Source organism: Klebsiella sp. K5-45 (assembly GCF_030128605.1).
GTDB lineage: Bacteria > Pseudomonadota > Gammaproteobacteria > Enterobacterales > Enterobacteriaceae > Klebsiella > Klebsiella quasipneumoniae.
This window is the reverse complement of the sequence record NZ_JAKUZW010000006.1, coordinates 148,261-164,228: the sequence shown is the minus strand read 5'-3', so window position 1 is coordinate 164,228 and position 15,968 is coordinate 148,261. Positions and strand designations below refer to the sequence as shown.

The following is a 15,968-nucleotide window of genomic DNA, read 5'->3' as shown; positions in this document are numbered from 1 at the left end:
TGGCATTTTTTCGGTCGTCTATGTTGATGTAGTGCCTTTTTTACCATCATTTATCTGGTTTGTTGGTTAGGTAAACGGGGCGCTGGAGAATGGGGGGCGGCTAGAAAACGCTATTTTTAATCTCATAGCGGTTGATTTGTAATTTTGATGTTAAATAATTTTAATAAAAAACTGCGCGCAAGCGCATTATTATTATTTTTGACAGGTAATAATCTGAGGTTTGTTAATTTATATAAAATGTTGAAAAAAATTTAAAATTATCTCAGTTAATCCTTATTAAGGCTTATAAAAAGGATGGGAATCGGTTAGAATATCGCCGTTAATATCAGTGGTAGTCGGCATGAATTATGGCTGAATTGATATTTAATATATTGTTATTACAGGATTTTATTGTTCGTTGTTCGCCAAAAAGAAGTCCGGCGAAAGAGAGGCTTTCTCACCACTACTGCGCGATTTTCCGGGGCGACGTAAGACGCCTGGCTGGCCGTGGTAATAAATAATAATGAGAAATACGAACAATATATTACTCCGGTGTTCTGCGCATTTGCTCAGACGAGTACTTTGGCATGTAATAACGTTCGTCCAGTTGTTTATCCGCCATCAGACGGTGAGCACGAGGCTCAGGGAATAGCCGGAAACCTGGCGTAAAGCATCAACAAGGCAGGTCAGCGTTAGCCACCTGTAAGTGAAGAAAGATGATTAATACAACACGTCCGATACTCAACCTCGATCTCGATCTGCTGCGCACCTTTGTAGCAGTCGCTGATTTGAACACCTTCGCCGCCGCCGCCGCCGCAGTGTGTCGTACCCAGTCCGCGGTCAGCCAGCAAATGCAACGCCTGGAGCAACTGGTTGGCAAGGAGCTTTTCGCTCGTCACGGACGCAATAAACTGCTGACCGAGCAGGGCATCCAGCTGCTGGGCTATGCCCGCAAAATCCTGCGCTTTAACGATGAAGCCTGCATGTCGCTGATGTATGGCAGCCTGCAGGGGGGACTGACCATCGGCGCGTCGGAAGAAACCGCTGATACTATCCTGCCGTTTCTGTTAAACCGCATCGGCTGCTTCTATCCCAGAATGACGCTGGAGATTAAAGTCCATCCCCATGCCGTCATCATGGCGATGCTGAGCGCGGGAGAGGTCGATCTGGCATTAACCACCCATCAGCTTCCCGGTTTTACCGCTTTCACGCTGAGAACGTCGCCTACCCTCTGGTACTGTGCAGCGGACTACGTGCTGGCGAAAGGGGAATCGATCCCCCTCATCTTGCTCGAAGAGCCTGGCCCGTTCCGTGAGGACATCATCGCCGCGCTGGAGGCTGCCCGCGTCTCCTGGCATCTGGCTCACGGCGCCTCGTCGCTCTCCGGGGTGAAAGCGGCGGTGAAAGCCGGGCTGGGGGTCACCGCGCGTCCGGTCGAAATGATGAGCCCGGATTTGCGCGTGGCCGGCATCAGCGATGGCCTGCCGGTCCTGCCGGATACCCGGTACGTCGTTAGCTGCAATCCGCAGACGGTGGGCGAACTACCGCAGGCGATTTTTCAGTCTCTGAGCCAGGAGAGCGATCCCTGGCGCGCCGGGCCGGCACTTACTCCGGAAGAGGGAGGAAGCACCTTCATTTTGTGAGGTTATTTTGCTAACAAAGATCACAAAAACTGGTAACAGAATGTAAGTGCCCAAAAAGAGCCTCAAGGGTGGGTTTCCCGTCTGGTGGCTCTTTTTTTGCACTATTATTGATGTTTTGAATCTTTTTTTTATTTCTTTGCAAGAAAATCAGCATATTGGCGTGACCTGGCGCTCACCTTGCCGACTTTTCCCAGCACTTTCAACACTTCCTGCTAATGTTAAAAAACCGGATGGATTGTTGCCGATTTCCTGGGGTAATTAACAAAACCGTGTCGCAGATCAAGAAAATACCCCTCTTTGGGGGGAGGAATCGAGGCTAAATCCTGTCAAAATAGCAGGGATTTTTGATTTACGACGGAAACGGACACGATTCAACAACACTAAAACCGAACAGTATGCAAGGTTATTTCGCATAAAAGGGCATTTAATGTTAATGAAAAGATTCCAATGTAAATTAATGTTATGAAAACTTTTGTTAAAGTTGACAAAAGGTTAAAGAAAGGGGTAAAAAGCCACGGCATCTGGGCTTCTCACATCTTCCAGGGACGCTTTTTTGCACGGTTATTTTTTATTCCTCCCGTGAAACGCTGTGGCGTTCATCTGCCAGTAAGAGCAGAGGGTTTTGGCGCTACACTTTTTTGGTTAAGCAATGCGTATGTCAACATCCACTGAAGTCATCGCTCATCACTGGGCATTCGCTATATTTCTCATCATCGCTATCGGCCTGTGCTGCCTGATGCTCGTCGGCGGCTGGTACCTTGGCGGTCGCGCGCGCGCGCGTAGCAAAAACACGCCGTTTGAATCGGGGATCGACTCCGTTGGTTCGGCCCGCTTACGTCTTTCTGCGAAGTTTTATCTGGTTGCCATGTTCTTCGTTATCTTCGACGTGGAAGCCCTGTATCTCTACGCATGGTCGACCTCCATCCGCGAGAGCGGTTGGGTCGGCTTTGTGGAAGCCGCAATTTTCATTTTAGTGCTACTGGCTGGTCTGGTTTATCTCGTTCGCATCGGCGCACTGGACTGGACGCCTGCGCGTTCCCGTCGCACGCTGGTTAACCCGGAAACAGACAGTCCCACTAACCGTCATATGCAGTAAAAGCGAGGCAATAAGATGGATTATACGCTCACCCGCATAGATCCTAACGGTGAGAACGACCGTTACCCCCTGCAGAAACAGGAGATCGTTACCGACCCCCTGGAGCAGGAAGTCAACAAAAGCGTGTATATGGGGAAACTCGAACACGCGCTGCATGACATGGTGAACTGGGGCCGTAAGAACTCAATTTGGCCGTATAACTTCGGCCTTTCTTGCTGTTATGTGGAAATGGTGACGTCATTCACTGCGGTGCATGACGTTGCGCGCTTTGGGGCCGAAGTTCTGCGCGCCTCTCCGCGTCAGGCGGACCTGATGGTGGTCGCCGGAACCTGCTTCACCAAAATGGCGCCGGTGATTCAGCGTCTCTATGATCAGATGCTGGAGCCGAAGTGGGTGATTTCCATGGGCGCCTGCGCGAACTCCGGCGGCATGTACGACATCTATTCCGTCGTCCAGGGCGTGGATAAATTCATCCCGGTCGATGTGTACATCCCGGGCTGCCCGCCGCGTCCGGAGGCCTATATGCAGGCGCTGATGCTGCTGCAGGAGTCCATTGGTAAAGAACGTCGTCCGCTCTCATGGGTGGTTGGCGATCAGGGCGTCTATCGCGCCAATATGCAGTCGGAACGCGAGCGTAAACGCGGCGAACGTATTGCAGTGACCAATCTGCGGACGCCGGACGAGATTTAATTTGCGCCTGCGGGCGGGAGAATCACTTCGCAAATCAATCTACAACAGCGCGAAGTCTCGCCCGGCAGTCACCACGGACCTTTTGCAATGGTGAACAATATGACCGATTTAACCGCGCATGACGCCGCACCAGCCTGGCAAACCCGCGATCACCTTGATGACCCGGTGATCGGCGAACTGCGCAACCGCTTTGGGCCGGATGCCTTTACCGTTCAGCCAACCCGCACCGGCGTACCGGTGGTATGGGTCAAGCGCGAGCAGCTGCTTGAGGTGGGTGATTTCCTGAAGAAATTGCCGAAGCCTTACGTGATGCTGTTTGACCTGCACGGTATGGACGAACGTCTGCGCACGCACCGCGATGGCCTGCCCGCCGCGGATTTTTCCGTTTTCTATCACCTGATTTCCATCGACCGCAACCGCGACATCATGCTCAAGGTGGCGCTGTCTGAAAACGATCTGCATCTGCCAACCTTCACCAAACTGTTCCCCAACGCCAACTGGTATGAGCGTGAAACCTGGGAAATGTTTGGTATTACCTTCGATGGCCACCCAAATCTGCGTCGCATCATGATGCCGCCGACCTGGGAAGGCCACCCGCTGCGTAAAGACTACCCGGCGCGCGCCACCGAATTCGATCCGTTTGAGCTGACCAAAGCCAAACAGGATCTGGAGATGGAAGCGCTGACTTTCAAACCGGAAGAGTGGGGCATGAAACGCGGCACCGACAACGAGGACTTCATGTTCCTCAACCTCGGTCCGAACCACCCGTCCGCGCACGGTGCCTTCCGCATTATTCTGCAGCTGGATGGCGAAGAGATCGTCGACTGCGTGCCGGATATCGGTTACCACCACCGCGGCGCCGAGAAGATGGGCGAGCGCCAGTCCTGGCACAGCTACATCCCGTACACCGACCGTATCGAATACCTTGGCGGCTGCGTCAACGAGATGCCGTACGTGCTGGCCGTAGAAAAACTGGCCGGGATCACCGTGCCGGATCGCGTCAACGTGATCCGCGTGATGCTCTCCGAACTGTTCCGCATCAACAGCCACCTGCTGTATATCTCAACCTTTATTCAGGACGTCGGCGCGATGACGCCGGTCTTCTTCGCCTTTACCGATCGGCAGAAAATCTACGATCTGGTGGAAGCGATCACCGGTTTCCGTATGCACCCGGCGTGGTTCCGCATCGGCGGCGTCGCGCACGATCTGCCGCGCGGCTGGGATCGTCTGCTGCGTGAGTTCCTCGAGTGGATGCCGAAGCGTCTGGACTCCTATGAAAAAGCCGCCCTGCGCAACACCATTCTGAAGGGCCGTTCCGTCGGCGTGGCAGCCTATACCGCCAAAGAGGCGCTGGAGTGGGGCACCACCGGCGCAGGCCTGCGCGCCACAGGTATCGGCTTCGACGTGCGTAAATGGCGTCCTTATTCTGGCTACGAAAATTTCGACTTCGAAGTCCCGACCGGCGGTGGCGTTTCTGACTGCTACACCCGTGTGATGCTGAAAGTCGAAGAGCTGCGCCAGAGCCTGCGCATTCTTCAGCAGTGCCTCGACAATATGCCGGAAGGGCCGTTCAAAGCGGATCACCCGCTGACCACGCCGCCGCCGAAAGAGCGCACGCTGCAGCATATCGAAACCCTGATCACCCACTTCCTGCAGGTATCGTGGGGCCCGGTCATGCCGGCCAACGAATCCTTCCAGATGATTGAGGCGACCAAGGGGATTAACAGTTACTACCTGACCAGCGACGGCAGCACCATGAGCTACCGTACCCGCGTCCGCACGCCGAGCTTTGCGCACCTGCAGCAGATCCCGTCGGCGATCCGCGGCAGCCTGGTATCCGACCTGATCGTCTATCTGGGTAGTATCGATTTTGTTATGTCAGACGTGGACCGCTAATTATGCACGAGAATCAACAACCACAAACCGAGGCTTTTGAGCTGAGTGCGGCAGAGCGTGAGGCTATTGAGCACGAGAAGCACCACTACGAAGACCCGCGTGCGGCGTCCATCGAAGCGCTGAAAATCGTTCAGAAACAGCGCGGCTGGGTGCCGGATGGCGCGATCTACGCCATTGCCGATGTGCTGGGCATCCCGGCCAGCGACGTCGAAGGCGTGGCGACGTTCTATAGCCAAATTTTCCGCCAGCCGGTTGGCCGTCACGTGATCCGCTACTGCGACAGCGTGGTGTGTCACATTACCGGCTATCAGGGGATTCAGGCCGCCATCGAGAAGAAGCTGAACATCAAGCCAGGGCAGACCACCTTTGATGGCCGCTTTACCCTGCTGCCGACCTGCTGCCTGGGCAACTGCGACAAGGGACCGACCATGATGATTGATGAGGACACTCACAGCCATCTGACGCCGGAGGCAATTCCTGACCTGCTGGAGCAGTACAAATGAAAACCGTAATTCGTACTGCGGAAACGCATCCGCTCACCTGGCGCCTGCGCGACGACAAGCAGCCGGTCTGGCTGGACGAGTATCGCAGCAAAAATGGCTATGAAGGGGCGCGAAAAGCGCTGACCGGCATGGCGCCGGACGAGATCGTCACGGCGGTAAAAGACGCTGGCCTGAAAGGGCGCGGCGGCGCGGGCTTCTCCACCGGTCTGAAGTGGAGCCTGATGCCGAAAGACGAATCCATGAACATCCGTTACCTGCTGTGTAACGCCGATGAGATGGAGCCGGGCACCTATAAAGACCGCCTGCTGATGGAGCAGCTCCCGCACCTGCTGGTGGAAGGCATGCTGATCTCCGCCTTTGCGCTGAAGGCTTATCGCGGCTACATCTTCCTGCGCGGAGAGTATATCGAAGCGGCCCAGCATCTGCGCCGCGCGATTGCCGAAGCCACCGAGGCGGGCCTGCTGGGGAAAAATATCCTCGGCACTGGTTTTGACTTCGAGCTGTTTGTCCACACCGGGGCAGGACGCTATATCTGCGGCGAAGAGACGGCGCTGATCAACTCCCTGGAAGGCCGCCGCGCTAACCCGCGCTCCAAGCCGCCGTTCCCGGCGAGCTCCGGCGTGTGGGGTAAGCCGACCTGCGTCAACAACGTGGAAACCCTGTGCAACGTGCCGGCGATTCTGGCTAACGGCGTCGAGTGGTACCAGAACATCTCCACCAGTAAAGATGCCGGCACCAAGCTGATGGGCTTCTCCGGCCGCGTGAAGAACCCGGGCGTCTGGGAGCTGCCGTTCGGCACCACGGCCCGCGAGATCCTTGAAGATTACGCCGGCGGTATGCGCGATGGCCTGAAGTTTAAAGCCTGGCAGCCGGGTGGGGCAGGGACCGACTTCCTCACCGAAGCGCACCTCGATCTGCCGATGGAGTTCGAAAGCATTGGTAAAGCGGGCAGCCGTCTGGGCACCTCGCTGGCGATGGCCGTTGACCACGAGATCAACATGGTCTCGCTGGTGCGCAACCTCGAAGAGTTCTTTGCCCGCGAGTCCTGTGGCTGGTGTACGCCGTGCCGCGATGGTCTGCCGTGGAGCGTGAAGATCCTGCGCGCCCTGGAGCGCGGCGAAGGTCAGCCTGGCGATATCGAAACGCTTGAGCAACTGTGTCGATTCCTGGGCCCAGGGAAAACCTTCTGCGCGCACGCGCCGGGCGCGGTTGAGCCGCTGCAGAGCGCGATTAAATATTTCCGCGAAGAATTCGAGGCTGGCATTAAGCAGCAGTTCAGCAATACCCATGCAATCAACGGGATTCAGCCGAACCTGCTTAAGACGCGCTGGTAATCTAAAGGTTTTTTTATTTTTGGAAGCACGCTAATGGCTACGATTCATGTAGACGGCAAAGAATACGAGGTCAACGGAGCGGACAACCTGCTGGAGGCTTGTCTCTCTCTTGGGCTTGATATTCCCTACTTTTGCTGGCATCCGGCGCTAGGGAGCGTCGGTGCTTGCCGCCAGTGTGCGGTGAAGCAATATCAGAACGCGGAAGACACGCGTGGTCGCCTGGTGATGTCCTGTATGACTCCGGCATCCGACGGCACCTTTATTTCTATCGACGACGGCGAAGCGAAGCAGTTCCGCGAAAGCGTGGTGGAGTGGCTGATGACCAACCACCCGCACGACTGCCCGGTCTGCGAAGAGGGCGGCAACTGCCACCTGCAGGATATGACGGTGATGACCGGCCATAGCTTCCGCCGCTATCGTTTTACCAAGCGTACCCACCGCAACCAGGATCTGGGGCCGTTTATTTCTCACGAAATGAACCGCTGCATCGCCTGCTACCGCTGCGTGCGCTACTACAAAGATTATGCCGACGGCACCGATCTGGGCGTCTATGGCGCCCACGACAACGTCTACTTCGGCCGCCCGGAAGATGGCACCCTGGAAAGCGAATTCTCCGGCAACCTGGTGGAAGTCTGCCCGACCGGCGTCTTCACTGATAAAACGCACTCTGAGCGTTATAACCGTAAGTGGGACATGCAGTTTGCGCCGAGCATCTGCCAGCAGTGTTCCATTGGCTGCAACATCAGCCCGGGCGAACGCTATGGCGAGCTGCGTCGTATCGAAAACCGCTATAACGGGACCGTTAACCGCTACTTCCTCTGCGACCGCGGTCGTTTCGGCTATGGCTACGTGAACCTGAAAGACCGTCCGCGTCAGCCGGTTCAGCGCCGCGGCGACGATCTGATTACCCTCAACGCCGAGCAGGCGATGCAGGGCGCGGCGGATATTCTGCGCCAGTCGAAGAAAGTGATCGGCATCGGCTCCCCGCGCGCCAGCATTGAAAGCAACTTCGCGCTGCGCGAGCTGGTGGGCGCCGACAACTTCTATACCGGCATCGCCAAAGGCGAACAAGCGCGCCTGCAGATGATGCTGAAAGTGCTGCGCGAAGGTGGGATCCACACCCCAAGCCTGCGCGATATCGAATCCTACGACGCGGTACTGGTGCTGGGCGAAGACATTACCCAGACCGGCGCGCGCGTCGCGCTGGCGGTGCGTCAGGCGGTGAAAGGGAAAGCACGCGAAATGGCGGCGGCACAGAAAGTGGCCGACTGGCAGATTGCGGCGATCCTCAACATCGGCCAGCGCGCCAAGCACCCGCTATTCGTCACCAACATCGATGACACCCGCCTGGATGACATCGCCGCGTGGACCTACCGCGCGCCGGTAGAAGATCAGGCGCGTCTCGGCTTCGCCATCGCCCATGCGCTGGACGACAGCGCGCCGGCGGTTGACGGCCTGAGCCGCGAACTGCAGGGTAAAGTCGATGTCATCGTCCAGGCGCTGGCCGGGGCGAAAAAACCACTGATTATTTCCGGGACCAACGCCGGCAGCATGGAGATCATCCAGGCCGCCGCTAACGTGGCGAAAGCCCTGAAAGGCCGTGGCGCCGACGTCGGCGTGACCATGGTTGCCCGCGCGGTGAACAGCGTCGGTCTGGGTATGATCGGCGGCGGCTCGCTTGAGGAGGCGCTCGACGAACTGGAAAGCGGCGCCGCAGACGCAGTTATCGTGCTGGAAAACGACCTTCACCGTCATGCTTCCGCCGCCCGCGTCGACGCAGCGCTCTCCAAAGCGCCGCTGGTGATGGTGGTTGACCATCAGCGCACGGCGATTATGGACAAAGCGCACCTGGTGCTCTCCGCGGCAAGCTTTGCGGAAAGCGACGGTACCGTGGTGAACAACGAAGGCCGCGCCCAGCGTTTCTTCCAGGTCTACGACCCGGCCTACTACGACGCGAAAACCGTGATGCTGGAAAGCTGGCGCTGGCTGCATTCTCTGCACAGCACCGTTAACAACCGTCAGGTTGACTGGACGCAGCTGGACCACGTTATCGATGCCGCGATTGCCGCACTGCCGCAGCTGGCGGGCATAAAAGATGCCGCGCCGGATGCGACCTTCCGCATTCGTGGGCAGAAACTGGCGCGTGAACCGCACCGCTACAGCGGCCGCACGGCGATGCGCGCTAACATCAGCGTCCACGAGCCGCGTCAGCCGCAGGATAAAGACACGATGTTCGCCTTCTCTATGGAAGGGAACAACCAGCCGTCTGCCCCGCGTTCGCAGATCCCGTTCGCCTGGGCGCCGGGCTGGAACTCCCCGCAGGCATGGAACAAGTTCCAGGATGAAGTGGGCGGGAAACTGCGCCATGGCGATCCGGGCGTCCGCCTGTTTGAAGCTTCCGCCAGCGGGCTGGAATACTTCACGGCGGTGCCGGCCAGCTTCCAGGCGGAAGAGGGGAAATGGCGTATCGCACCTTATTATCACCTGTTTGGCAGCGATGAGTTGTCACAGCGCGCGCCGGTGTTCCAAAGCCGGATGCCTGAGCCGTACATCAAGCTGAACCCGGCGGATGCCGCGAAGCTTGGCGTCAACGCCGGGGCGATGCTCTCCTTTAGCGTGGAAGGCCAGACCCTGCGTCTGCCGCTGGTTATCTCTGAAGGTCTGACCGCAGGACAGGTTGGCTTACCGATGGGCATGCCGGGCATTGCGCCGGTACTGACCGGATCGCGTATTGATTCACTGCAGGAGGCGAAAGCATGAGCTGGTTAACGCCGGATCTTATCGACATTCTGTTAAGCATCCTGAAGGCCGTGGTCATTCTGCTGGTGGTGGTCACCTGCGGCGCGTTCATGAGCTTCGGCGAGCGTCGTCTGCTCGGTCTGTTCCAGAACCGCTACGGGCCAAACCGGGTGGGCTGGGGTGGTTCGCTGCAGCTGGTCGCCGACATGATCAAGATGTTCTTTAAAGAGGACTGGATCCCGCGCTTTTCCGATCGCGTGATCTTTACTCTGGCGCCGGTTATCGCCTTTACCTCGCTGCTGCTGGCCTTCGCTATCGTGCCGGTCAGCCCGACGTGGGTGGTGGCTGACCTGAACATCGGGATCCTGTTCTTCCTGATGATGGCAGGCCTGGCGGTTTACGCGGTGCTGTTCGCCGGTTGGTCGAGCAACAACAAATACTCCCTGCTGGGGGCGATGCGTGCTTCCGCGCAGACCCTAAGCTACGAAGTGTTCCTCGGCCTCTCCCTGATGGGCGTGGTGGCGCAGGCGGGGTCATTCAACATGACCGATATCGTCAACAACCAGGCGCATCTGTGGAACGTTATCCCGCAGTTCTTCGGCTTCGTGACGTTCGCCATCGCCGGCGTGGCGGTGTGTCACCGTCACCCGTTCGACCAGCCGGAAGCGGAGCAGGAGCTGGCCGATGGTTACCACATTGAATACTCCGGCATGAAGTTCGGTCTGTTCTTCGTGGGTGAATACATCGGTATCGTCACCGTTTCAGCGCTGATCGTCACGCTGTTCTTCGGCGGCTGGAATGGCCCGTGGTTACCTCCTTTCATCTGGTTCGCGCTGAAAACCGCGTTCTTCATGATGATGTTCATTTTGATCCGCGCATCATTACCGCGTCCGCGCTATGACCAGGTAATGTCCTTTGGCTGGAAGGTATGCCTGCCATTAACGCTGGTCAACTTGTTGGTAACGGCGGCTGTCATTCTCTGGCAGGCGCAATAAGGGGTGAATTGAACATGACCTTAAAAGAATTATTGGTGGGGTTCGGCACCCAGGTCCGGAGTATCTGGATGATTGGCCTGCATGCCTTCGCCAAACGTGAAACCCGGATGTACCCGGAAGAGCCGGTCTATTTGCCGCCGCGTTATCGCGGCCGCATCGTGCTGACGCGCGATCCGGACGGTGCAGAGCGCTGCGTCGCCTGTAACCTGTGTGCGGTAGCCTGCCCGGTGGGCTGTATTTCGCTGCAGAAAGCAGAGACGGTAGACGGCCGCTGGTACCCTGAGTTCTTCCGCATCAACTTCTCACGCTGCATCTTCTGCGGTCTGTGCGAAGAAGCGTGCCCGACCACGGCGATCCAGTTGACCCCTGACTTCGAGCTGGGTGAATACAAACGTCAGGATCTGGTGTACGAAAAAGAGGATCTGCTGATTTCCGGTCCGGGCAAATACCCGGAATATAACTTCTACCGGATGGCGGGTATGGCAATCGACGGCAAAGATAAGGGCGAAGCGGAAAACGAAGCTAAGCCGATCGACGTCAAGAGCCTGTTACCGTAAGGAGAGGGCAATGGAATTCGCTTTTTATATCTGTGGCCTGATCGCCATCCTCGCAACCTTGCGGGTCGTCACCCACACCAATCCGGTGCATGCGTTGCTGTACCTGATCATTTCGCTGTTAGCGATTGCCGGGGTGTTCTTCTCGCTGGGCGCGTACTTCGCCGGGGCGCTGGAGATTATCGTCTACGCTGGGGCCATTATGGTGCTGTTCGTCTTCGTGGTGATGATGCTCAACCTGGGCGGCAGCGAAATCGAACAGGAACGCAAATGGCTGCAGCCGGGGATCTGGATTGGCCCGGCCATCCTCTCCGCAGTGCTGCTGGTGGTTATCGTTTACGCCATTCTGGGGATTAACGACCAGGGTATCGACGGCGCGGCAATCAACGCTAAAGAAGTGGGTATTGCGCTGTTTGGGCCGTACGTCCTGGCGGTGGAGCTGGCCTCCATGCTGCTGCTGGCGGGCCTGGTGGTCGCCTTCCACATCGGTCGCGAAGAGCGCGCCGGCGAGGTGCTGAGCAACCGCGTGAACGACAGCGACAAAAGAAAAACGGAGGAACACGCATGATCCCCTTAACACATGGACTGATCCTCGCGGCCATCCTGTTTGTGCTTGGTCTGACGGGGCTGGTGATCCGCCGCAATCTGCTGTTTATGTTGATCAGCCTGGAAATCATGATTAACGCCGCCGCGCTGGCCTTTGTGGTGGCGGGCAGCTACTGGGGCCAGGCAGATGGTCAGATTATGTATATCCTCGCCATCAGCCTTGCGGCTGCGGAAGCGAGTATCGGTCTGGCGCTGCTGCTGCAGCTCCATCGTCGCCGCCAGAACCTGAACATCGATTCAGTAAGTGAGTTGCGTGGATGAACATGCTTGCCTTAACCATTCTTTTGCCATTGATTGGCTTTGTGCTGCTGGCCTTCTCCCGCGGGCGCTGGTCGGAAAACCTTTCCGCCACCGTTGGCATGGGCTCGGTAGGCCTGGCGGCGTTGGTCACCGCCTATGTCGGCGTCGACTTTTTCGCTAACGGCAAACAGGCGGTCAGCGTGCCGCTGTGGACCTGGATGTCGGTAGGGGATTTCAACATCGGCTTCAACCTGGTGCTGGACGGCCTGTCGCTGACCATGCTCTCCGTGGTGACCGGCGTCGGCTTCCTGATCCACATGTTCGCCTCCTGGTATATGCGCGGTGAAGAGGGCTACTCCCGCTTCTTCGCCTACACCAACCTGTTTATCGCCAGCATGGTGGTTCTGGTACTGGCCGACAACCTGCTGCTGATGTACTTGGGTTGGGAAGGGGTGGGTCTCTGCTCTTACCTGCTGATCGGCTTCTACTACACCGATCCGAAGAACGGCGCCGCAGCGATGAAAGCGTTTGTGGTGACCCGCGTCGGCGACGTGTTCCTCGCCTTCGCGCTGTTCATCCTCTACAACGAACTGGGTACCCTCAACTTCCGCGAAATGGTTGAGCTGGCGCCGCAGCACTTTGCTAACGGCAGCACCACGCTGCAGTGGGCGACGCTGATGCTGCTCGGCGGCGCGGTCGGTAAATCCGCCCAGCTGCCGCTGCAAACGTGGCTTGCCGATGCGATGGCGGGTCCGACGCCGGTTTCCGCGCTGATCCACGCCGCGACCATGGTCACCGCCGGCGTCTACCTGATCGCCCGTACCCACGGTCTGTTCCTGATGACGCCGGAAGTGCTGCATCTGGTCGGGATCGTCGGGGCGGTTACCCTGGTGCTGGCGGGCTTCGCCGCGCTGGTGCAGACCGACATTAAACGCGTTCTCGCTTACTCCACCATGAGCCAGATTGGCTACATGTTCCTCGCGCTGGGCGTGCAGGCATGGGACGCGGCGATTTTCCATCTGATGACTCACGCGTTCTTTAAAGCGTTGCTGTTCCTGTCGTCTGGTTCGGTGATTCTCGCCTGCCATCACGAACAGAACATCTTCAAGATGGGCGGCCTGCGCAAATCTATTCCGCTGGTGTACGTCTGCTTCCTGGTGGGGGGCGCGGCGCTGTCCGCTCTGCCGCTCATTACCGCAGGCTTCTTCAGTAAGGATGAGATCCTGGCGGGGGCGATGGCCAACGGTCATATCAACCTGATGGTGGCGGGCCTGGTCGGCGCCTTTATGACCTCGCTGTACACCTTCCGCATGATTTTCATTGTGTTCCACGGTAAAGAGCAAATTCACGCGCACGCAGGGAAGGGGATCACCCATCATCTGCCGCTGATTGTGCTGCTGGTGCTGTCCACCTTCGTTGGCGCGCTGATCGTGCCGCCGCTGGAAGGCGTCTTACCGCAGACCACTGAACTGGCGCACGGCAGCGTGATGACGCTGGAGATTGCCTCCGGGATCATCGCTATTGCCGGCATCCTGATCGCCGCATGGCTGTGGCTGGGCAAACGCACCCTGGTGACCTCTATCGCCAACAGCGCGCCTGGCCGCTTCTTCGGTACCTGGTGGTTCCATGCCTGGGGCTTCGACTGGTTATACGACAAAGTATTCGTTAAGCCATTCCTCGGCATTGCCTGGCTGCTGAAGAGCGATCCGCTGAACTCGTTGATGAACATCCCGGCGCTCCTCTCCCGCTTCGCAGGTAAAGGCCTGCTGGTGAGCGAGAACGGCTATCTGCGCTGGTATGTGGCGTCAATGAGCATTGGCGCGGTGGTGGTGCTGGCGCTGCTGATGGTATTGCGTTGAGTTTGAGAACGATTGTGTTGCCCGGCGGCGCGGTGCTTGCCGGGCCTACGGGAGCGTAGGTCGGGTAAGCGTTAGCGCCACCCGACAAAACAAGCCTCAAACCGAAGTGAATTTTCTGTGAGAATTCGTTGAAAATCAGGTCGTAAAGGACAGGCGTTATCGGCGAAGTCAAAGTGGACGCCGCCTGCGCGGGGCAATCGGAGCGTACTAAAGTACGTGAGGATTGTGAGCACAGCCGGAGTTCGTTATGACGAGTAAGATAGCCTGAACCGGACTTAAATAAGGAATAAAAATCACCATGTTATTGCCTTGGTTGATATTAATCCCCTTTATCGGCGGCTTCCTGTGCTGGCAGACCGAACGCTTTGGCGTGAAAGTGCCGCGCTGGATCGCGCTGATTACCATGGGACTGACGCTGGTGCTTGGCCTGCAGCTGTGGATGCAGGGCGGCTATTCTCTGACGCAATCCGCGGGTATTCCGCAGTGGCAATCTGAGTTCGTGCTGCCGTGGATCCCACGCTTCGGCATTAGCATTCATCTGGCGATCGACGGCCTGTCGCTGCTGATGGTAGTGCTGACCGGCCTGCTCGGCGTGCTGGCGGTGCTCTGTTCCTGGCGCGAAATCGAAAAATACCAGGGCTTCTTCCACCTCAACCTGATGTGGATCCTGGGCGGCGTCATCGGCGTGTTCCTCGCCATCGACATGTTCCTGTTCTTCTTCTTCTGGGAAATGATGTTGGTGCCGATGTACTTCCTGATCGCGCTGTGGGGCCACAAAGCCTCTGATGGTAAAACGCGTATCACGGCGGCCACCAAGTTCTTCATCTATACCCAGGCGAGCGGCCTGGTGATGCTGATTGCCATTCTGGCGCTGGCATTCGTCCACTTCAACGCCACCGGCGTGTGGACTTTCAACTATGAAGAGCTACTGAAAACCCCGATGTCCCACGGCGTGGAATATCTGCTGATGCTCGGCTTCTTCATCGCCTTCGCGGTGAAAATGCCGGTGGTGCCGCTGCACGGCTGGCTGCCGGACGCCCACTCCCAGGCGCCGACCGCCGGTTCCGTCGACCTTGCGGGGATCCTGCTGAAAACTGCGGCCTACGGTCTGCTGCGCTTTGCGCTGCCGCTGTTCCCGAACGCCTCCGCCGAGTTTGCGCCTATCGCCATGTGGCTGGGCGTGATCGGGATCTTCTACGGCGCGTGGATGGCCTTTGCCCAGACTGATATCAAACGTCTCATCGCCTACACCTCCGTGTCCCACATGGGCTTCGTGCTGATTGCTATCTACACCGGCAGCCAGCTGGCGTATCAGGGGGCGGTGATCCAGATGATTGCTCACGGTCTCTCCGCGGCGGGTCTGTTTATTCTCTGCGGCCAGCTGTACGAACGTCTACATACCCGTGACATGCGTCAGATGGGCGGTCTGTGGAGCAAAATCAAATGGCTGCCGGCGATGTCGATGTTCTTCGCCGTCGCCACCCTGGGGATGCCGGGCACCGGTAACTTCGTCGGCGAATTTATGATCCTGTTCGGCAGCTATAAAGTGGTGCCGGTGATCACCGTGATCTCGACCTTTGGTCTGGTATTCGCGTCCGTTTACTCGCTGTCGATGCTGCATCGCGCTTACTTCGGTAAAGCGAAAAGCGAAATCGCGGCGAAAGCGCTGCCGGGGATGTCCCTGCGTGAACTGTCTATCATCCTGCTGCTGGTGGTGCTGCTGGTGCTGTTGGGCTTCTTCCCGCAGCCGATCCTCGACACCTCGCATGCTGCGATGAGCAACATTCAGCAGTGGTTTGTTAATTCTGTTTCTACTACAAGGCCGTAATTCGCC

Annotated in this window: 13 protein-coding genes; all 13 read left to right on the top strand. The window is 57.6% G+C overall.

Going from position 1 to position 15,968, the window contains the following annotated elements:
- The first annotated feature begins 695 nt into the window (after window positions 1-695).
- Window positions 696-1,622 carry a LysR family transcriptional regulator gene (locus MKS11_RS14510; RefSeq protein ID WP_004201747.1) on the top strand — a complete coding sequence of 309 codons (927 nt, stop codon included), beginning with the start codon at window positions 696-698 and terminating at the stop codon, window positions 1,620-1,622.
- A gap of 649 nt (window positions 1,623-2,271) precedes the next feature.
- Window positions 2,272-2,718, top strand: coding sequence for an NADH-quinone oxidoreductase subunit NuoA (gene nuoA / locus MKS11_RS14505; protein WP_002913181.1), 447 nt, complete (start codon window positions 2,272-2,274; stop codon window positions 2,716-2,718).
- Between the two features lie 15 nt (window positions 2,719-2,733).
- Entirely contained in the window at window positions 2,734-3,408 is a 675-nt protein-coding gene (gene nuoB / locus MKS11_RS14500; RefSeq protein WP_002913178.1) for an NADH-quinone oxidoreductase subunit NuoB, read from the top strand.
- A gap of 87 nt (window positions 3,409-3,495) precedes the next feature.
- Window positions 3,496-5,304 carry an NADH-quinone oxidoreductase subunit C/D gene (gene nuoC / locus MKS11_RS14495; RefSeq protein ID WP_004201746.1) on the top strand — a complete coding sequence of 603 codons (1,809 nt, stop codon included), beginning with the start codon at window positions 3,496-3,498 and terminating at the stop codon, window positions 5,302-5,304.
- A gap of 2 nt (window positions 5,305-5,306) precedes the next feature.
- Window positions 5,307-5,807 carry an NADH-quinone oxidoreductase subunit NuoE gene (nuoE, locus tag MKS11_RS14490; protein WP_002913160.1) on the top strand — a complete coding sequence of 167 codons (501 nt, stop codon included), beginning with the start codon at window positions 5,307-5,309 and terminating at the stop codon, window positions 5,805-5,807.
- Window positions 5,804-7,141, top strand: a complete 1,338-nt coding sequence (gene nuoF, locus MKS11_RS14485; RefSeq protein ID WP_002913158.1) for an NADH-quinone oxidoreductase subunit NuoF — start codon at window positions 5,804-5,806, stop codon at window positions 7,139-7,141. Before nuoE ends, nuoF begins: the two co-directional genes overlap by 4 nt.
- Window positions 7,142-7,174: 33 nt before the next feature.
- Window positions 7,175-9,901 carry an NADH-quinone oxidoreductase subunit NuoG gene (gene nuoG / locus MKS11_RS14480; RefSeq protein ID WP_004201744.1) on the top strand — a complete coding sequence of 909 codons (2,727 nt, stop codon included), beginning with the start codon at window positions 7,175-7,177 and terminating at the stop codon, window positions 9,899-9,901.
- Window positions 9,898-10,875 (top strand): NADH-quinone oxidoreductase subunit NuoH, encoded by a 978-nt coding sequence (gene nuoH, locus MKS11_RS14475; protein ID WP_002913156.1) that lies wholly within the window; start codon window positions 9,898-9,900, stop codon window positions 10,873-10,875. Before nuoG ends, nuoH begins: the two co-directional genes overlap by 4 nt.
- A gap of 14 nt (window positions 10,876-10,889) precedes the next feature.
- On the top strand, window positions 10,890-11,432 hold the full coding sequence (nuoI, locus tag MKS11_RS14470; RefSeq protein WP_002913152.1) for an NADH-quinone oxidoreductase subunit NuoI: 543 nt from the start codon (window positions 10,890-10,892) through the stop codon (window positions 11,430-11,432).
- Window positions 11,433-11,442: 10 nt separating this feature from the next.
- Window positions 11,443-11,997, top strand: coding sequence for an NADH-quinone oxidoreductase subunit J (gene nuoJ, locus MKS11_RS14465; protein WP_004201743.1), 555 nt, complete (start codon window positions 11,443-11,445; stop codon window positions 11,995-11,997).
- Window positions 11,994-12,296, top strand: a complete 303-nt coding sequence (nuoK, locus tag MKS11_RS14460) for an NADH-quinone oxidoreductase subunit NuoK (RefSeq protein WP_002913148.1) — start codon at window positions 11,994-11,996, stop codon at window positions 12,294-12,296. Before nuoJ ends, nuoK begins: the two co-directional genes overlap by 4 nt.
- Complete coding sequence (gene nuoL, locus MKS11_RS14455; RefSeq protein ID WP_004201740.1) at window positions 12,293-14,134, top strand: NADH-quinone oxidoreductase subunit L; 1,842 nt, start codon at window positions 12,293-12,295, stop codon at window positions 14,132-14,134. The genes nuoK and nuoL overlap by 4 nt, the downstream gene beginning before the upstream one ends.
- A gap of 298 nt (window positions 14,135-14,432) precedes the next feature.
- Window positions 14,433-15,962, top strand: a complete 1,530-nt coding sequence (gene nuoM, locus MKS11_RS14450; protein WP_004201738.1) for an NADH-quinone oxidoreductase subunit M — start codon at window positions 14,433-14,435, stop codon at window positions 15,960-15,962.
- Window positions 15,963-15,968 lie beyond the last annotated feature (6 nt).